Raw genomic sequence first — 17,962 nt, forward strand, 5'->3', positions numbered from 1 at the left:
GTCCGACGGCTCACGGGGGGCCGGCGGGCGGGCGTTCCTCACTCGTCACCACAGCAGAGGAAGACCATGAGCGACACCACGAAGGACACGGAAGCCACCGCGCCGGAGGGCACGACGCCCGCCGTGCCGGCCGAGGACGAGACGGTCACCACGCTCGACAACCACATGCCGGCCCCGCCGGCCGCCGAGGTCGTCACCACGCTGGACAACCACATGCCGGCCCCGCCGGCCCTGGGCCGCGACGGCAAGTAGCTGTCCGCGGAAGGGGGATCGGTCACGGCGGCCCGCGGGGGAGCTGCCGCCGTGACCGGCCAGGACGTACGGCTACGCTGCCTCTGTGGACATCGGTGTGGAGCAGGACACTCAGGGCTGGGACACCACACGCTCCTGGGTGGAGAAACAACTCGCCGGTGCGGAGCGCGTCGAGGCCGTCGTACGGCTGCGCGGCGGCTGGACGTCGGAGATGCGCCGCCTGGACCTCCGCGGTCCGGACGGCCCGCGCTCACTCGTCCTGCGGTCCTTCGTCAAGCCCTTCTTCGTCCAGCACGCCGAGGGCCTGCTGACCCGCGAGGCGGACATCCTGCGCCTCCTCGCCGACACGGACGTGCCCGCGGCCACGCTCGTCGCGGTCGACGCGACGGCACGGCACTGCGCTCACCCCTCCCTGCTGATGTCCCATCTGCCGGGGACCGTTCGTCCGGGCGATCGGGGCGCCGATGCCCGCGCCGATCTGCTGGCCCGGCAACTCGTGCGTGTCCACCGCCTGCCGGTGACCGCGCGGCAACGGCCCCGCGCCTACCAGGCGTGGACCTCTCCCGAGCGGGTGACGGTGCCCCCGGACACCGAACGGCCCGGCCTCTGGCGGCGGGCCGTCGATCTCATCTGCCGCGAACCCCCTGCCCACCAGGGCTGTTTCCTGCACCGGGACTTCCATCCCGGCAACGTCCTCTTCACCGGCCCCGACGACGATCCCCGGATCAGCGGGGTCGTCGACTGGGTGGAGACCTCCTGGGGTCCTGCCGACCTGGACGTGGCGCACTGTTCGACGGCCCTCGCCCTGCTGCACGGGGTGCCCGCGGGCCTGCGCTTCGCCGATCGTTACGTCGCGGCGGGCGGAACCCTGGCCGAGGACGACGGCTCCCACCTGTACTGGCGGCTGCTGGACGCGCTGGGATTCGCCCCGGACGCGGAGAAGGTGGCCGTTCCCTGGCGTGAACTGGGCCGCGTCGATCTGACGGCCGGTGTCCTGACCCGACGGCTGGAGGGATACGTCGGGGCTCTCCTCGACCGTTACGCCTGAACCACATGACGAAGGCCGCCCCCGACGCAGAGTGCGCGTCGGGGGCGGCCTTTGTCGTACGCAGGCGCGGGGGGGATCAGTCCGTGCCGAATTCCATCGCCGCCCTGTCCAGCAGCGCGTCGTCCTCGTCGACCTCGCCTCGGGAGGCGATGGCCTCGGCGCCGCCCTGGGGCATCTCCGGCATGGTGCCGATGAGGCCCGTCGCCGCGGCCTGGGCCGCGCCGATCGCCGGGCTGCCGGTGCCGATCAGGCCGAGGCCGGCGTACTGCTCCAGCTTGGCGCGCGAGTCGGCGATGTCGAGGTTGCGCATGGTGAGCTGGCCGATCCGGTCCAGCGGGCCGAACGCGGAGTCCTCGGTGCGCTCCATCGACAGCTTGTCGGGGTGGTAGCTGAACGCCGGGCCCGCGGTGTCGAGGATCGAGTAGTCCTCGCCGCGCCGCAGCCGCAGGGTGACCTCGCCGGTGACGGCCGCGCCGACCCACCGCTGGAGGGACTCGCGGATCATCAGCGCCTGCGGGTCCAGCCAGCGGCCCTCGTACATCAGACGGCCGAGGCGCCGGCCCTCGTTGTGGTACTGGGCGAGGGTGTCCTCGTTGTGGATGGCGTTGACCAGCCGCTCGTAGGCCGCGTGCAGCAGGGCCATGCCGGGCGCCTCGTAGATGCCGCGGCTCTTCGCCTCGATGATGCGGTTCTCGATCTGGTCGGACATGCCCAGGCCGTGCCGGCCGCCGATGGCATTGGCCTCCATGACCAGGTCGACCGGCGAGGCGAACTCCTTGCCGTTGATCGTCACGGGCCGGCCCTGCTCGAAGCCGATCGTCACGTCCTCGGCGGCGATCTCGACCGACGGGTCCCAGAACCGCACGCCCATGATCGGCTCGACGGTCTCGACCCCGGTGTCGAGGTGCTCCAGCGTCTTCGCCTCGTGGGTGGCGCCCCAGATGTTGGCGTCCGTGGAGTACGCCTTCTCCGTGCTGTCCCGGTAGGGCAGCTCATGGGCGAGCAGCCACTCCGACATCTCCTTGCGGCCGCCCAGCTCGGTCACGAAGTCCGCGTCCAGCCAGGGCTTGTAGATCCGCAGGTGCGGGTTGGCGAGCAGACCGTAGCGGTAGAACCGCTCGATGTCGTTGCCCTTGAACGTCGAGCCGTCGCCCCAGATCTGGACGTCGTCCTCCAGCATCGCCCGCACCAGCAGCGTGCCGGTGACGGCACGGCCGAGCGGGGTGGTGTTGAAGTACGCCCGCCCGCCCGAGCGGATGTGGAACGCGCCGCAGGTGAGCGCGGCCAGGCCCTCCTCGACCAGCGCCGCGCGGCAGTCGACCAGGCGCGCGATCTCGGCACCGTAGGTCTTCGCGCGGCCGGGCACGGAGGCGATGTCGGGCTCGTCGTACTGGCCGATGTCGGCGGTGTAGGTGCACGGGATCGCGCCCTTGTCGCGCATCCAGGCGACGGCGACCGAGGTGTCGAGACCGCCGGAGAAGGCGATACCGACGCGTTCCCCCGTGGGCAGGGAGGTGAGGACCTTGGACATAGGAAGAGTATGCACCACAACGCATGGTCATGCAAAGCGGTCGTGCAAAGCCGCTCATACGAAGCACTCATGCAGAGCGTGCTTCCGCGGAGGCACCACCCGCCCGCCTCCGCAGCTCCCCCTTCACCACCTTCCCGCTCGCGTTCCTCGGCAGCGCGCCCACGAACTCCACCTCCCGCGGCACCTTGTAGTTCGCCATCTCGCGCCGCGCCCAGGCGATCAGATCGTCCCCGGTGAGCACCGAACCCCGGCGCCGCACCACGTACGCCCGTCCCACCTCGCCGAGCCGGGCGTCCGGTACGCCGACGACGGCGACGTCACGCACATCGGGATGCAGGCCGAGGAGCTGCTCTATCTCCGCCGGGTACGCGTTGAAGCCGCCGACGATGTACATGTCCTTGATCCGGTCGGTGATCCGCAGGTTGCCCGCCTCGTCCAGCACACCCACGTCCCCGGTGCGCAGCCAGCCGTCCGGCGTGAGGACCTCGGCCGTGGCCGCCTCGTCCTCGTAGTAGCCGCGCATCACGTTGAAGCCGCGGACCAGCACCTCCCCCGGCTGCCCCGGCGACGCCTGGACCTGCACCTCCACGCCGGGGATCGCACGGCCCGAGGTGGACGCGATCACCGTCGGGTCGTCGCCGCGCCGGCACATCGTGACGATGCCGCTCGCCTCCGACAGGCCGTACGCCGTCAGGACCGTGTCCACCCCCAGCTCGCTCCGCAGCCGCTCGACGAGCCGCAGCGGCACCACGGCCGCGCCGGTCACGACCAGCCGCAGCGCCGACAGGTCGTGGGCGTCGCGCGAGGCGTGGTCCAGGAGGGACTGGTGGAGCGTGGGCGGGCCGGGCAGCACGGAGACGCGCTCCGCCGCCAGGTTCGCGAGGACCGTGTCCACGTTGAACACCGGCTGCGGGATCATCGTCGCGCCCCGCATCAGACAGGCGATCACGCCGGCCTTGTAGCCGAAGGTGTGGAAGAAGGGGTTCACGATCAGATAGCGGTCGCCGCGCACCAGGCCCGCGAGGTCGCTCCAGATCTCGTAGCCGCGCAGGGTCTGGGCGTGGGTGATGACGGCACCCTTCGGCCGCCCGGTGGTACCGGACGTGAAGACGATGTCCGACGGCTGGTCCGCCCGCACCGCGTCCGCCCGCGCTCGGACCTCCGCCCCGCTCACCCCCTCCCCGCTCGCCAGGAAGTCCTTCCAGGTACGGAAGTCGGCGGGGGCGTCGTCGGAGAGAACGACGACCTGCTTGAGCGCGGGGAGCCCGGGAAGGGGACCACCCGGGGCGGGGGCTGAGGCCCCCGCACCCGCCGCCCTCCTCAGGGAAGCCACGTACGACGTGCCGAGGAAGGTTCCGGTGACGAAGAGCAGCCCCGCCCCGCTGCGGCGCAGCACGTCCGCCGCCTCCGTCCCCTTGAAGCGGGTGTTCAACGGCACCAGGACCGCGCCCGCCGAGACCGCGCCCAGCGCCGCGACCATCCAGTCCAGCGAGTTGGGCGCCCAGATGCCGACGCGGTCGCCCGGCGCGACGCCGTTCGCGAGGCACGCGGCCGCCGCGCGTTCGACGCGGGCGCCGAGTTCGGCGTACGAGATCCGGGTACGGCCCTCCACCACGGCCTCGGTGTCCGCGTACCGTTCCGCGGCCCACCGCACGAGGGCCGGAATGCTCTCCCACTCCACCGCAGCCTCCACTCCACCCCGGTAGCTGACTGTCCGTCAGATTAACGCTAACCTGACGGTCTGTCAGCTCGCCCGTCCGTCTGCGGAGGTGTGCGCACGGTGACCGGAGGACCAGGCGTCAAGGACGCCACAGCGATCGTCGGCATCGGCCAGACGCCCTTCGCCAAGAGGCTCCCCGAGGACGAGAGGACGCTCGCCTGCCGTGCCGTCCTCGCCGCCCTCGACGACGCCGGGATCGCCCCCGGCGAGGTCGACGCGCTCGCCTCCTACACCATGGAGGAGACCGACGAGGTCGAGCTGGCCAAGGCCGTCGGCCTCGGTGACCTCACCTTCTTCAGCAAGGTCGGCTTCGGCGGCGGCGGTTCCTGCGCGACGGTCGCCCATCTGGCCGCCGCGATCGCCGCGGGCCAGGCCACGGTGGGCGTCGCCTGGCGGTCCCGCAAGCGCGGCAGCGGCCCCCGCCCCTGGACCAACACCACCGCCCAACTCCCCACCCCGGCCCAGTGGACGCGCCCCTTCGGCCTGCTCCGCCCCGCCGACGAGATAGCGATGCTCGCCCGCCGCTACATGCACGAGTACGGCGCGACCCGCGACCACCTCTTCAACGTCGCCCTCGCCTGCCGCAACCGCGCCAATCAGAACCCGGCCGCGATCATGTACGACCGCCCGCTCACCCGCGAGATGTACATGACCTCCCGCTGGATCAGCGAACCGCTCTGCCTCTACGACAACTGCCTCGAAACCGACGGCGCGTTGGCCTGTGTGATCGTCTCCGCCGAACGCGCCCGCGACTGCCGTCGCCGTCCCGTGTACGTCCACTCCGCCGCGCAGGGGCTGCCCGCCCAGCACCACGGCATGGTCAACTACTGGAACGACGACCCGCTCACCGGCCCGTCCTGGACCGCCGCCCGACACCTGTGGAAACACGCCGACTTCACCCCCGCGGACGTCGATGTGGCCCAGATCTACGACGCGTTCACCCCGCTCGTCCCGCTCTCCCTGGAGGGCTACGGCTTCTGCGGCCGGGGCGAGGGCGGCGCCTTCACCGAGGGCGGCGCGCTGGAGATCGGCGGACGGCTGCCGGTCAACACCGGCGGCGGCGGGCTCAGCGAGGCGTACGTCCACGGTTTCAACCTGATCAACGAGGGCGTCAAGCAGTTGCGCGGCATCGCCACCGCGCAGGTCCCGGGCGCCGCGACCTGCCTCGTCACCGCCGGCGAAGGGGTCCCCACCTCCGCCCTGCTGCTGAGGAGCTGACCCGTGCTGAGTCCCGTCACCGACGCCGACGGCGCCCCCTTCTGGCGGTACGCCGCCCAGGGCGAACTCCGCGTCCAGACCTGCGCCGACTGCGCCGAACCCCGCTTCCCGCCCCGCCCCTGCTGCCCCCACTGCCAGTCCTTCACGAGCGAATGGCGACGGCTCTCGGGCCGAGGCCGCATCTGGTCCTACGTGGTCCCGCACCCCCCTCTCCTCCCCGACTACGCCGCGCAGGCCCCGTACAACGTCATCGTCGTCGAACTCACCGACGCGCCCCGCATCCGCCTGATCGGCAACCTGGTGCCGGAGGCGAACGCACCCCTCGGCGCCTTCCCACCGGACCGCATCCGGATCGGCGCCCGAGTCCAGGCCGTCTTCGACGACGCGGGGCTGCCGCGCTGGATCCTGGAGCGCCCGTGAGCATCCGCGTGACCACCGACAAGGACACCGGGGTGGCGGTCGTCACCCTGAACCGCCCGGCGCGCCTGAACGCGATCGACGTCGCCATGGCCGACGAACTCCGCGCGGCGTGGCGGCAATTGCGCTACGACGACACGACACGGTCGATAGTCCTCACGGGCACGGGCACCCGAGCCTTCACGACGGGCCTGGACCGCGACACGACCGTCCCCCAGCCCAACTCCCCTTTCATGCAGGACGATCCCCTCCTCACCGTAGGCCCGAAGGCGAACGATTTATGGAAGCCGGTGATCGCCGCCGTGGAGGGCATGGCCTGCGGGGGCGCCTTCTACCTCCTCGGCGAGTGCGAGTTCATCGTCGCCGGCGCCGGGGCGGTCTTCTTCGACCCGCACACCACGTACGGCATGGTCAGCGCGTACGAGTCGATCCTGCTGGCCCACCGCATGCCGTACGGCGAGGCGGCCCGCCTGATGCTCATGGGCACGAGGGAACGCCTCTCGGCGGAGCGGGCGTACGCGGTGGGCCTGGTCAGCGAACTCACTGAGGTGGGAGGGGCGTTGTCCGCGGCGACGGCCTGCGCGACGACGCTCGCGAGCTACCCGGCCACCGCCGTCCAGGGCACGGTGCGAGCCCTCTGGTCGGCGAAGGAGGCAACCCGCTTGATGGCCTTCTCCCACGCCCCCCACCTCATCACCCTGGGCAACCTGCCGCCGGAACAGCAGGCGAAGCTGTTCGCGGCGCGCTCGACGGACGGTCCCCGAATCCGCTGACCGACCCGACGGGCACCTCGGCCCACACGGTCTTGCCCACCGGCCACCGGTCATCCGTCCCCCGGCGCACGGCCAGGGCGTCCACGAGAAGCAGCCCCCGCCCGGACTCACCCTCGGGACACGACGAGGGACCGGTCACGGGCGGCCGCTTCTCTCCGACGGCGTCGGCGACCTCGACCCGCACCAGGCCCTCGGCGGCGTCGAGAACGAGCTGGAGGCCGAAGTCGTGCCCGGGGGCTCGGCCGTGCCGGACGGCGTTCGCCGCGAGTTCGCCGACGACGAGGGCGACGGCGCACGAGGCGTCGGACGGCGGCGGGTACCCCCACTCCGCCATGCACCGGACGGCGAGCCGCCGGGCGAGCCGCGCGCCTCGCGGCGACGAGACGAACTGCTCGGTGAGTGAGGAGGCGGTGGTCTTGTCTGTCAGCACGGCTTGCCCGTTCTGGTCGAGTCATCACTTTCCGTGCTCAAGAGTCGTCCGATCGCCCTACGCTCGAAAGGTGACACAGCCTTACTTTTCTGTCTGTAAGGAACGGAAGTGACGCCTTGGCCAACGCAATTGATCCCAGTACGTCGATGGCCGCGCTGTTCGGCGCACGGGTCCGCAGACTCCGCACGACGGCCGGCCTGACCCAGGCCGAACTGGGCGACAGAACCCACGTGGTGAGCACCCGCATCACCCAGATCGAACGGGCCTCCGGGGCAAAACCGACACTGGACCTGGCCCGCGCCCTGGACGCGGCGCTGAACGCGGACAACCTGCTGGTCGAGCTGTGGCCGTACGTGTACCGGGAGGCGTTTCCGGACTGGTCGCGGAGGTTCATGGGGTTGTCGGAGCGGGCGGTGGCTGTCCGTGAATACGCGGCTCACCTGGTGCCGGGCCTGTTACAGACGGAGGACTACGCACGGGCGGTGCTGAGCGTGGGTCGGACGCTGGACGGCAAGGAGCAGTTGGAGGAGCGCGTCTCCCTGCGCATGGGCCGACAGGAGCGTCTCGTCGGCCCCGACCGTCCTGAGTTGTGGGTGATCCTCGATGAGGCGGTGCTCCGACGCCCGGTCGGCGGGGAGACGGTGATGCGTGAGCAACTCGCACGGCTGCTGAGCGCTGCCGCGGAACCGCACATCACCGTGCAGGTGCTGCCGTTCGACCAGGGCGAGCACGATGTCATGGGCGGCTCGCTCACAGTGCTCACCATGCCGGACGGATCTGACACCGCCTACACGGAGGGCGCGCACTACGGCCAACTGGTCGAGGATCCGGACGAGGTCAGAGACTTCGCACTGACCTACGATCGGCTGCGGGCGGTGGCCCTGCCCCCGCTCATGTCGCTCGGCATGATCCGATCCGTGATGGAGGACAACCACCGTGGAGCGAAGGTCCCGTCCCGAACTGACCGGCGCCGCGTGGCGCAAGAGCAGCTACAGCAATCAGGAGGGCGGCAACTGCGTGGAGGTGGCCGACGGATTCCGCGCCGGGACCGTCGTCCCGGTCCGTGACAGCAAGGTGCCGCAAGGCCCGGCACTCTGCTTCGCCGCTGCCTCCTGGGCGGCATTCATAGGCGAGTTGAAGGCAGGACAGGACCGTCCGTGATGGAGGACAACGACCGCGCCTGGCGCAGGAGCAGCTACAGCAACCAGGAGGGCGGTGACTGCGTGGAGGTGGCGGCTGACCTCCACGCGGAGGCCATAGTCCCGGTCCGTGACAGCAAGCGCCCGCACGGCCCGGCGCTCTGTTTCAACTCCACCTCCTGGGCGGCATTCATAGGCGAGTTGAAGGGCTGACCCCCACCGCCCCACGGGCTCACCGAAGCCTGGCCCGCCGGGGTTCGGTGAGCCACGGGCCTCCCTAAAGAACCGGGGAAAAGAACTCCCGCCCACCCACCCTCCCTGGTCGCGAGGGTCTCGTCACCCGTCCGGGTGACTGGCTTGCGGGTCCGGGTCACGGACGGTTACGTTCGCCGCGACAACCGCAAACAGATACGGCCCCCGGCCGGGACGGCAATCCCGAACGAGGGCCTGACCGATCAGGAAGTGAACGCCTTCCCGATGGCTGAATCGCAGTCTAACGCGCCCCTGCGCGCCGACGCCGTAGCTCCCGCATCCGGTGTGATCCACGTTCGGACCCGCCTCACGGCCGACTTCACGGTGATCTCCAACGCCCTCGCCCAGCGGCGCGGCAGCGCGGTCACGGTCGGCGTCGCGGTGTACATCTCCTCGCTGCCCGCCGGGGCACCCGTGTCCATCGCGGCCCTGTGCGCGCACTTCAGCGAGGGCGAGATCCTGATCTCGCGGGCGCTCAGGGAACTGGAAGCGGCGGGGTACGTACGACGCCCCCGCGAGCGCACGCCCACCGGCCAGATCCGCACCCGGACGTACTTCTACGACGTCCCCGGCGACCTCAGGGAACGGATGAAGCCGCCTCGCCGCCCCCGAAAGCGCCCCGAGGCGACCGCGGTAGAGGAACCGACGCCCGCCCCGGCCCCGGCGGAGCCAACGGCCGACACCGACCCGCGCGCCGTCGCCGTACTCGCCGCCCTGCGCCGGGTCGACCCGCGGCTGATCCTCTCCGAACGCGAGGCCGTCCGCCTGGCACCGGCGGTCGCGGGCTGGCTCGCGGCGGGGGTGGGCGCCGCGCGGATCACCGAGGTGCTCACCGCGAGACTCCCCGACCACTTCCTCACCCGCCCCGCGGGCATCCTCGCCTACCGCCTCCGCGAGACCCCACTCCCCGCACCCCCGACGCCCCCCGTGGAACGCCCGGTACCGATCCCCCCGTTCCAGACCTGCGACGGCTGCGAACGAGCCTTCCGCTCCCCCACCCCGGGCCCCTGCCGCGACTGCCGCCACAACGCCCATCTCCGCACGGCCTGTTGATCCGGCCCGTGGTCAGGCGGTTCGACAACGGCCTTCTGACGCCCGCGGAGGTGGCCTCCCACCTTGAGATTCCGCAGTCGACCCTCAGTTCGTGGCTGGAGGACAGAGCCGCGGGAGCGTCGCTGGTCCACCAGGTGAAGCGGCTGCGCGAAGGTCAGCCGTCGGTGCCGTTCATCGGGGTCGCCGAGGCATACGTCCTTCGGTCACTGCGCTCGATGGGGCTCCGGATGAGCGAGATCAGGGAGGCGGCCACCGCCGTACGGGACGCCTTCGACACCCCGTACGGGCTTGTGTCCCGGGGGATCGCCACGGACGGGGTGAGCCTGCTGGTCGAGCACGGCTGGGCCCCGGCCAGCCGAGCGCTCTCCGACCATCTCCGCCACCTGACCTGGGAGCCCGGCGACGACTTCCCCTCCAGCCTGCGGCTGCGGCAGTACCCGGACTCGGTCCCCGTCGTGATCGACCCGCGGTTCGGCCATGGCCTCCCCGTGGTGGCCGCCAACCGGGTCTCGGTCAAGGCCATCACCGATCTGTGGGAGGCCGGGGAGTCCGTCGAGGACATCGCCTACGACTACGACATGACGCCTGAGCAGGTGGACGCCCTCTGCCAGGCAGTGGTGCGTCTTGCCGCCTGATGTCTTCCTCGACCGAGATCTGGGCCAGGGCGGGCGCCCCACCCCGGCATGGCATCAGGGGTAGAGAGAGCGGCCGGTGGGCGATCCCCATGGCGGCCGTCGCCCCGATCCCCGCCGGGCACCCGGCACGACAGCCGCCCCGGTCAAGCCGTACGCGCCGTCCCCGTCCCCTTCTCCGCGTCCAGGGCGTACACGCAGCGGTCCTTGCTGCAGGCGTAGACCACGCCGTCTCGGACCACCGGCGAGCCGGTGATCTCGCCGCCGGTGGCGAGTTTCCAGCGGAGGCGGCCGTCGTCGGCCTTGAGGGTGTAGAGGAGGTGGTCGGAGGAGCCGAAGTGGATGCGGCCCTCGGCGACGGCCGGGGCGCCGACGATGTCGCCGCCCGCCTGGAAGCGCCACTTGGGTGTGCCGGTGACCGCGTCCAGGGTGTAGAGGCCCTTGCCGCTGCCGACGTGGACGTGGCCCGCCGCGACCAGCACCGGGTCGATGGAGGAGCGGGCCTCGGTGGCGATGCGCCAGCGGTCGCGGCCGTCGCCCGCGTCGAGGGCGTACACCGTGCCGAGGTAGTCGGCGAGGTACACGCCGCCGCCGGTGACGGCGGGGCCGGGGACGAAGGTGGGCGGGGAGAGGAAGACCGCCGGGGCCTCGAAGTGCCAGCGCACCCGGCCGCTCGTGACGTCCACGGCGAGCACCCGGGTGCCGGCCGTGAGGTAGACGTGGCCGTCGGGGGCGGGCGTGACCCGGACCGGGACGCCGCCGCAGGAGGCCGCGTCGCCGATGGGGTATGCCCAGCGCTCGTCGCCGGTACGGGCGTCCAGGGCCCGCAGCCGGGCGTCCTGCCAGACGAAGACGGTGCCGTCGTGCAGGGCGGGGCCCGCCTCCGGGGACTCGAAGTCGGTCTGGCAGCCGGTGAGTTCCCACAGCTTCTGGCCGGTGGACGCCTCCCACGCCTGGACGCCGCCGCCCCGGGTGCCGGTGACGACCGTGCCGCGCTCGGCCTTGAGGGAGTACACCCACGCGTCCGTCTGGAGACGCCACAGGTCGCCGCCCTCGCGGGCCTCCAGGGCGAAGAGGGTGGGGCCGTCGGAGGCGTGCACCCTGCCGTCGGCGACCGCCATCGACCAGGCCACGTCCCGCGTCTTGAAACGGCGCCTGCCGGTCGCCACGTCCAGGGCGTGCACCTCGAAGGAGGTGACGTAGACGAGGTCGCCGGCGACCGCCGGGGTGCCCCACACGTCGTTGGACATGCGGAACCGCCACGGGCGCCAGCCCGCCGGGGTCTCCGGGGCCGGCGGCAGGGCCGGGGCCCCGTGCGGCGCGGGCAGGGCGGTGTCGGCGCCGTTGACGCCGGGGCGGATCCGGGTCCAGGAGGCGACCAGGCCGGGCTCGGGCACCGGCGCCTTGACGGCGGCGGTGGCGCGGACGTCGGCGACGCGCGGGCCGGGCCCGATCGGCACGGCCGCGCCGGCCAGCAGCACCGGGCCGGTGTCCGGGGAGCCGACCGCGACCGGCGCGGGCAGCGCCGGGACCGGGGGCACGGGCGGGGCCGGCACCACCGGGTCGTGCGCCGGGGGCGGGGGTACGGCGGGACGGGCCATGCCCACTCCACCGCCGCCGCCTCCGGCACCGCCCACGCTGCGCGACGTGGTGGGTGCCGGTCTGACCGGCCGGAGGCCGCCGCGGCGGGTCTCGATGAGGGCGACGGCCTTCTCGGGCAGCCACGCCGACGCCGTACCGCTGTCGTCGGAACCGGAGCCGAAGAGGTGCGGGGCGAGTTGGGCCTGGAGGTCGGCCGGGTTGGGGCGGGCCGTCGCCTCCATCTGCATACAGGACTCGATCAGCGGCCGCAGCTCGTCCGGGAGGCCCTCCAGGTCCGGGCCCTCGCGCAGCAGCATGAAGACCGTCTCGACCGGGTTCGCGCCGCGGTACGGGGGGTGACCGGTGGCGGCGAACACGAGCATCGAGCCGAGCGAGAAGACATCGCTCGCGCCGGTGACACTGCGCGAGTCCTTGGCCTGCTCGGGGGACATGTAGGCGGGCGTACCGACGGCCACGTTCGTCATCGTCAAACGCGTGTTCGAAACGCCGGACGCGATACCGAAGTCGATCACCCGGGGGCCGTCCTCGACGACGAGGACGTTCGACGGTTTGAGGTCACGGTGGACGAGCCCGGCGCCGTGGATCGACTGGAGCGCCTCCGCGACCCCCGCCGCCAGCCAGCGCACCGCCTGGGCCGGCATCGGCCCGCACTCGTTCACTATCTCCTCGAGGGAGGGCGCGGGGACGTAGGCCGTGGCCAGCCAGGGCACCGCGGCCCGCGGATCGGCGTCGACGACCGCGGCCGTGTAGAAGCCGGAGACCGCCCGCGCCGCCTCCACCTCGCGCGTGAAGCGCACGCGGAAGAGCTGGTCCTCGGCCAGCTCGGTGCGGACGGTCTTGATCGCCACGCGCCGGCCGGACGCGGAGCGCGCCAGATAGACCAGCCCCATGCCGCCGGCCCCCAGCCGTCCCAGCACCTCGAACGGACCGATCCGCCGCGGATCGTGCTGCGTCAGCTGATCCACCACTTGCCTGCCACCTCCCCGTACGGGCCCTGTCACCCACTTGTGTACACGGCCCCGTGCAGCGTCTCACCACCGCACCGCCATGGCGGCACGCGCACCCTGATTCTTCCTAACCGGGCGGCCGGTTGCGAACCCGGGGGCAATCGGGGTGTCTCATCTCATATGCGGGCAAGATGTGGGCAGGACGCGGGCACGCACGGCCACCGCGCGGGTCTCCCGCGGTCGATCGTGTACGTTCCGTGCGCCGCTCAGCGCTGGAGCAGCGCGAACGACGCCCCCTGATTGTCCGTGACGACGGCCACCGTGCCGTACGAAGCGTCGAACGGCTCCGCCTGGACGCGCCCGCCGAGCCGGTTCACGGCGCCGACGGCGGCCGCGCAGTCCTCGACGCCGAAGTGCACCAGGAAGTGCGGCGGCATGAACTCCGCGAAGACGTCCCCGACGGGCGCCCGCCCGAAGTCGGGCTCGGCGCCGGGTCCGAAGAGGGCGTCGTGGAAGAGATGGCCGTAGAAGGTGTTCGCGGCGGCGGTGTCCCGGGCGTAGAGCTGGGCCCAGGCGAAGGAGCCGGGGGTGTGCCGCAGGCCGAAGCCGGGGTGGCCGCCGGGCGGCGCGGCGGCCTGCCAGAGGCCGAAGACGGCGCCCTCGGGGTCGGAGGCGAGGGCGGCGGTGCCCGCGCCGTCCACCGGGTACGGGTCCATCACCACCTGTCCGCCGGCGTCCCGGATCCGCCGTACGGTCGCCTGGGCGTCCGGGGTCGCGAAGTACACCGTCCAGACGGTGGGCATCCTGCCGTCCGTCTTGGGGGCGAGCCCGGCGACGACCGCGCCGTCCAGCCGGGCCCATACGGCACCGCCGGAGCCACTGGAGCCGCCTGATCCTCCTGAGGAGCCTGAGGAGCCTGAGCCTCCGTACGCGTCCTCGAACGTCCACCCGAACAGCTCACCGTAGAACCGCCTGCCCGCGTCCACGTCGGGGAGCTGCGCGTCCACCCAGCAGGGGACGCCCTCAGGGTATCCCTGCGGGGATCCCCCTGTGTACACCGATGCCCTGTTTTCGGCCATGCTGCCAAACTAACGGCGCACCCCGCGGCCCGCAGACCAGGCACACCCGCCTCCGCACCCTCGCGCACCCCATTTGCAGTCGGCCGAATCGCGCTCCGATCACCCCTCGGTAAGCTGACGGCATGACAGGACAAGTGCGTACCGTCGACGGCCGCGTGGCCGGTCGGCGCGGGCAGGCGACGCGGCAGAAGCTGCTGGACTGCCTCAGCGAGATGCTCAGCTCTTCTCCGTACCGCGACGTCAAGGTCATCGACGTCGCCCGGAAGGCGGGCACTTCACCCGCGACCTTCTACCAGTACTTCCCGGACGTCGAGGGCGCCGTCCTGGAGATCGCCGACCAAATGGCCGCCGAGGGCGCCGGGTTGACCGAGGTGCTGGAGGGCCGTTCCTGGGTCGGCAAGGCCGGATGGCAGACGGCACAGGAACTCGTCGACGGATTCCTGGAGTTCTGGAAGAGGAACGACGCGATCCTGCGCGTCGTCGATCTCGGCGCGGCCGAGGGCGACAAGCGTTTCTACAAGCTCCGCATGAAGATTCTGAACTCGGTGAACAACTCCCTCGCGGACGCCGTCACGGAGTTGCAGTCCAAGGGCAAGGTCGACAAGGACGTGAACCCGGCCGCGGTCGCCGGTTCGCTGGTCGCGATGCTCGCGGCGGTCGCCTCGCACCAGAAGGGCTTCCAGTCGTGGGGCGTCAAGCAGGCTGAACTGAAGCCGAACCTCGCCCTGTTGGTGTATCTGGGCATCACGGGCAAGAAGCCGACGAAGTAGGCGAAGCAGTCGAAGCAGGCGATCGAGCAGCCTGCGGCGCCAAGTCCTGTCTGGCGGGCGGTGGTTCACAGGGTGGACCACCGCCCGCGCCGTTACGCGGGGCCCGCACGGGAGGCTCTCACGCGGGCAACGGCCGGTCCTTCACCACATGCTTCATCACCAGCGTGGACGTCAGGCGCTGCACCCCCGGCAGGGTCGCGAGCCGTTCGTCGTACAGCCGTTGGAAGGCCGCGAGGTCGGCGGTGGCCACCCGCAGCAGATAGTCGGGCTCCCCGAAGAGCCGCTGGGCGTCCAGGACGTGCTCCACCTCGCCGACCGCCCGCTCGAACTCCACGACCGTGTCCCGGTCCTCCTGCCGCATGGACACGAAGACCAGCGCCTCGAAGGCCAGCCCTACGGCCGTCGGCTCCACCATCGCCCGGTACCCGCTGATCGCCCCGGACCGCTCCAGCTCGCGCAGCCGCCGGTGGCAGGGCGAGACGCTGAGGCGCACCCGCGCGGCCAGCTCGGTCACGGTCAGCCGCCCGTCCTGCTGAAGCTCGGCAAGAATCTTCCGGTCCACGTCGTCCATGAGGGAAATCTTCCCCCACCCTCCCGCATTTCGGGAAAACATCGGGAACACTTTCGGCCGCATCGCGCCTAATGTCCCCTTCATGGACTCCGCCACCCTGCTCTCCTTCCTCGCCCTCGACCTGCTGCTGGTCTGCGTACCGGGCGCCGACTGGGCGTATGTGATCTCCGCCGGGCTGCGCGGCCGCTCGGTGGGCGCGGCGGTGACGGGGCTGGTCAGCGGCTACGCCCTGCACACGGCGCTGGCGGCGGCAGGGCTCGCGGTGCTGGTGGCGGGGTCCCCGGCGCTGCTCACGGCGCTGACGGTGGCGGGGTCGGCGTATCTGGTGTGGCTGGGGTGGAGCGTGCTGCGGCGGCCCGGGGTGCCGGGGGCGGGCGAGGCGGTCACGGAGGGCGGGGCGCGGGTGTTCCTGCGGGGCGCCACGATCAGCGGCCTGAACCCGAAGGGGCTGCTCCTCTACCTCTCCGTCCTGCCGCAGTTCCTCACCCCGGGCGAGGGCCACCTCCCGGTCGCCGCGCAGACCACCGTCCTCGGCCTGCTGCACATGGCGTGCTGCGCGGCCGTCTACCTCACGGTGGGCGCCCTGGCCCGCACCCTCCTCGGCACCCGCCCGACGGCGGCCCGCGCGGTCACCCGCACCTCGGGCGCGGCGATGCTGGGCATCGGGGCGTTCCTGCTGATCCAGCGGGCGTTCTGAGGGGCGGGGGCCGTCACTCAGGTCCGCCGTTCCAGCCGGAAGACGCGGATCTCCCGTTCCACCCGTGCCTGGTACGTGGCGTACGGCGGCCAGAACGCCAGCAGGTCCTGCCATACGGCCGCCCGTTCCTCGCCCGTCAGCAGTCGGGCCGTGATCGGGATGTCCGTGCCCTTCCAGTTGACGTCGGCGTCGGGGTGGGCGAGGAGGTTGGTGGTCCAGGCGGGGTGGCCGGGGCGGCCGAAGTTGGAGCCGACCAGGGTCCAGCCGAGACCGTCGGGCGTGGGCATGCAGGCCAGCGGGGTGCGCCGGGGCAGGCCGCTGCGCGCGCCGGTGGAGGTGAGGATCACGCCCGGCAGCATCAGGGCGCTGAGCAGCAGCTTCCCCCGGGTGAGCCGGTGGACGGCCCGGTCGAGCGCCGGGACGACATGCGGGGCGACCTTCGCGAAGCCCCGGGTCGAGGAGACCTTCCGCACCGCGCGGACGCCGAGGGCGGCGCGAACACCGGCACCGGCACCGGCACCGGCACCGGCACCGCCGCCGACACCACCTCCGGCACCGGCACCGCCGCCCACACCACCTCCGACGCCGGTCACACCGCCACCTCCGCCCCGGCGAAGAGCCCCGCCTCGTCGGCCGCGTGGGCGCGCAGCCGGTGCACGGGCCCGAAGAGCAGGTCGTCGCCCGCCGCGCGCTTGAAGTACAGGTGCGCCTCGTGCTCCCAGGTGAAGCCGATGCCGCCGTGCACCTGGATCGCCTCCCCGGCGGCGGTCCGCAGCGCCTGGAGCGCCTGGGCGAGCGCGAGCCCGCCGGCCCGTTCCCCGTGCCCGGCGGCCCAGGCCGCGTAGTAGGCGGCGGAGCGGGCCGCCTGGAGCGCCACGTACACATCGGCGAGCCGGTGCTGGACGGCCTGGAAGGACCCGATCGCCCGCCCGAACTGCTCCCGCTGCCCGGCGTACTCCACGGTCCGCTCCAGCACCCGCCCGGCGGCCCCGACGGCCTCGCAGGCGAGGACCGCGGCGGCGGAGTTCCCCACGGCGGCGAGCGCCCCGGTGACGTCCCCGTCCTCCCCGCCCAGCGGTTCGGCCGCCACGTCACGGAGCTGGACGCGTCCCTGCGGCCGGGTCGCGTCCAGGGCGGTCTGCCGTGTCCGGACGAGCCCGGGGGCGTCCCCCGGCACCAGGAACAGCAGCACCCGGGACCGTACGAACCCGCCGGTGTGCGCGGCGACGACCAGCAGGCCGGCGCTGTGCCCGTCGAGCACCTGGGCCGCCTCCCCGTACAGCCGCCAGCCGTCCCCGGTGCGGCGTGCCTGGATCCCGCCGGCCCGCCCGTCCCCGGCCCAGGCGCCGTCGTTCGCACAGGTCAGGGCGAGGGCGGTGGTGAGCCGCGGGGCCGGGACGGCGAGTGCGGCAGTCAGGCTGCCGTCGGCCAGCCGGGGCAGCACGGCGGTGCGCTGGGCGTCGGTGCCGAGGGCGAGGATCAGCGGCGCGGCGAGGACGGACGTGGCGAGGAACGGGGAGGGGGCGAGCGCCCGGCCCAGCTCCTCGGCCGCGAGGGCGAGGTCCGTGACGGGGCAGCCGACCCCGCCGTACGCCTCCGACAGGGCGAGGCCGGGCAGCCCCAACTGCTCGGCGAGGACGGTCCACAGGGCGCGGTCGTGTCCGGCGGGGGTGCCGACGGCGGCGCGCAGTTCCTCGAAGCCGCAGCGTTTGTGGAGGAGTTCGCGCAGCGTACGGCGGATCTCGTCCTGTTCGGCGGTGAAGCTGGGGTCCATGGCACTTCCCTCCGCATCTGACGGTCCGTCATATTAGGAGCCCGGCAACGAGATGCA

At 72.3% G+C, this 17,962-nt stretch carries 20 protein-coding genes; 12 read left to right on the plus strand and 8 right to left on the minus strand.

Annotation, left to right across the window (positions count from 1 at the left end; genetic code table 11):
- Window positions 1-66: 66 nt before the first annotated feature.
- The gene (gene afsS / locus AFM16_RS17360; protein WP_030785094.1) at window positions 67-252 is read left to right on the plus strand and encodes a regulatory protein AfsS; all 186 of its coding nucleotides are present in this window, start codon (window positions 67-69) and stop codon (window positions 250-252) included.
- A gap of 85 nt (window positions 253-337) precedes the next feature.
- Complete coding sequence (locus tag AFM16_RS17365; protein WP_107419100.1) at window positions 338-1,300, plus strand: phosphotransferase family protein; 963 nt, start codon at window positions 338-340, stop codon at window positions 1,298-1,300.
- Between the two features lie 76 nt (window positions 1,301-1,376).
- On the opposite strand, the gene argG is transcribed toward AFM16_RS17365, so the two are convergent.
- Both argG and AFM16_RS17375 read right to left on the minus strand, forming a co-directional pair.
- Window positions 1,377-2,831 (minus strand): argininosuccinate synthase, encoded by a 1,455-nt coding sequence (gene argG, locus AFM16_RS17370; protein WP_030785096.1) that lies wholly within the window; start codon window positions 2,829-2,831, stop codon window positions 1,377-1,379.
- Between the two features lie 67 nt (window positions 2,832-2,898).
- Window positions 2,899-4,512: a FadD3 family acyl-CoA ligase gene (locus AFM16_RS17375; RefSeq protein ID WP_078633858.1), complete on the minus strand. Its 1,614-nt coding sequence runs from the start codon at window positions 4,510-4,512 to the stop codon at window positions 2,899-2,901.
- A 99-nt stretch (window positions 4,513-4,611) separates the two neighbouring features.
- On the opposite strand from AFM16_RS17375, the gene AFM16_RS17380 reads away from it, so the two are divergent.
- The 3 genes from AFM16_RS17380 to AFM16_RS17390 are packed head-to-tail and all read left to right on the plus strand — an operon-like array spanning window position 4,612 to window position 6,959.
- The gene (locus AFM16_RS17380; RefSeq protein ID WP_078636991.1) at window positions 4,612-5,769 is read left to right on the plus strand and encodes a lipid-transfer protein; all 1,158 of its coding nucleotides are present in this window, start codon (window positions 4,612-4,614) and stop codon (window positions 5,767-5,769) included.
- Window positions 5,770-5,772: 3 nt separating this feature from the next.
- A complete protein-coding gene (locus AFM16_RS40070) occupies window positions 5,773-6,189 on the plus strand; it encodes a Zn-ribbon domain-containing OB-fold protein (RefSeq protein ID WP_078633859.1) in 417 nt (138 codons plus the stop codon).
- On the plus strand, window positions 6,186-6,959 hold the full coding sequence (locus tag AFM16_RS17390) for an enoyl-CoA hydratase/isomerase family protein (RefSeq protein ID WP_245177720.1): 774 nt from the start codon (window positions 6,186-6,188) through the stop codon (window positions 6,957-6,959). Before AFM16_RS40070 ends, AFM16_RS17390 begins: the two co-directional genes overlap by 4 nt.
- Here the strand turns inward: AFM16_RS17390 and AFM16_RS17395 are convergent.
- Window positions 6,880-7,389, minus strand: a complete 510-nt coding sequence (locus tag AFM16_RS17395; RefSeq protein WP_078633861.1) for an ATP-binding protein — start codon at window positions 7,387-7,389, stop codon at window positions 6,880-6,882. The genes AFM16_RS17390 and AFM16_RS17395 overlap by 80 nt on opposite strands.
- Before the next feature lie 146 nt (window positions 7,390-7,535).
- Between AFM16_RS17395 and AFM16_RS17400 the strand changes: the two genes are divergently transcribed.
- The 5 genes from AFM16_RS17400 (at window position 7,536) to AFM16_RS17420 (ending at window position 10,468) form a co-directional block, all read left to right on the plus strand.
- Complete coding sequence (locus tag AFM16_RS17400) at window positions 7,536-8,456, plus strand: helix-turn-helix domain-containing protein (protein ID WP_078633862.1); 921 nt, start codon at window positions 7,536-7,538, stop codon at window positions 8,454-8,456.
- Complete coding sequence (locus tag AFM16_RS40075) at window positions 8,413-8,550, plus strand: DUF397 domain-containing protein (RefSeq protein WP_245177983.1); 138 nt, start codon at window positions 8,413-8,415, stop codon at window positions 8,548-8,550. The genes AFM16_RS17400 and AFM16_RS40075 overlap by 44 nt, the downstream gene beginning before the upstream one ends.
- A complete protein-coding gene (locus AFM16_RS17410; protein ID WP_078636992.1) occupies window positions 8,550-8,741 on the plus strand; it encodes a DUF397 domain-containing protein in 192 nt (63 codons plus the stop codon). Before AFM16_RS40075 ends, AFM16_RS17410 begins: the two co-directional genes overlap by 1 nt.
- A 264-nt stretch (window positions 8,742-9,005) precedes the next feature.
- Entirely contained in the window at window positions 9,006-9,833 is an 828-nt protein-coding gene (locus AFM16_RS17415; protein ID WP_078636994.1) for a hypothetical protein, read from the plus strand.
- Window positions 9,834-9,841: 8 nt separating this feature from the next.
- Window positions 9,842-10,468: a DUF433 domain-containing protein gene (locus AFM16_RS17420; protein ID WP_078633863.1), complete on the plus strand. Its 627-nt coding sequence runs from the start codon at window positions 9,842-9,844 to the stop codon at window positions 10,466-10,468.
- Between the two features lie 143 nt (window positions 10,469-10,611).
- Here the strand turns inward: AFM16_RS17420 and afsK are convergent, their stop codons facing one another.
- Both afsK and kbpA read right to left on the minus strand, forming a co-directional pair.
- Window positions 10,612-13,035: a protein serine/threonine kinase AfsK gene (gene afsK / locus AFM16_RS17425; protein WP_078633864.1), complete on the minus strand. Its 2,424-nt coding sequence runs from the start codon at window positions 13,033-13,035 to the stop codon at window positions 10,612-10,614.
- 245 nt (window positions 13,036-13,280) lie between these two features.
- Entirely contained in the window at window positions 13,281-14,093 is an 813-nt protein-coding gene (gene kbpA / locus AFM16_RS17430; RefSeq protein ID WP_078633865.1) for an AfsK-binding protein KbpA, read from the minus strand.
- 134 nt (window positions 14,094-14,227) lie between these two features.
- Between kbpA and AFM16_RS17435 the strand changes: the two genes are divergently transcribed.
- Window positions 14,228-14,863, plus strand: coding sequence for a TetR family transcriptional regulator (locus tag AFM16_RS17435; protein ID WP_030785137.1), 636 nt, complete (start codon window positions 14,228-14,230; stop codon window positions 14,861-14,863).
- Window positions 14,864-14,981: 118 nt separating this feature from the next.
- Here the strand turns inward: AFM16_RS17435 and AFM16_RS17440 are convergent, their stop codons facing one another.
- Window positions 14,982-15,434, minus strand: a complete 453-nt coding sequence (locus tag AFM16_RS17440; RefSeq protein WP_030785140.1) for an Lrp/AsnC family transcriptional regulator — start codon at window positions 15,432-15,434, stop codon at window positions 14,982-14,984.
- An 82-nt stretch (window positions 15,435-15,516) separates the two neighbouring features.
- Between AFM16_RS17440 and AFM16_RS17445 the strand changes: the two genes are divergently transcribed.
- Entirely contained in the window at window positions 15,517-16,131 is a 615-nt protein-coding gene (locus AFM16_RS17445) for a LysE family translocator (protein WP_030785143.1), read from the plus strand.
- A gap of 17 nt (window positions 16,132-16,148) precedes the next feature.
- Here AFM16_RS17445 and AFM16_RS17450 read toward each other — a convergent pair whose 3' ends face one another.
- On the minus strand, window positions 16,149-16,604 hold the full coding sequence (locus tag AFM16_RS17450) for a nitroreductase family deazaflavin-dependent oxidoreductase (protein ID WP_078633866.1): 456 nt from the start codon (window positions 16,602-16,604) through the stop codon (window positions 16,149-16,151).
- A gap of 116 nt (window positions 16,605-16,720) precedes the next feature.
- Window positions 16,721-17,905: an acyl-CoA dehydrogenase family protein gene (locus tag AFM16_RS17460; RefSeq protein WP_078633868.1), complete on the minus strand. Its 1,185-nt coding sequence runs from the start codon at window positions 17,903-17,905 to the stop codon at window positions 16,721-16,723.
- Window positions 17,906-17,962 lie beyond the last annotated feature (57 nt).

Origin of the sequence: Streptomyces antibioticus (genome assembly GCF_002019855.1) — a bacterium.
Lineage (GTDB): Bacteria > Actinomycetota > Actinomycetes > Streptomycetales > Streptomycetaceae > Streptomyces > Streptomyces antibioticus_B.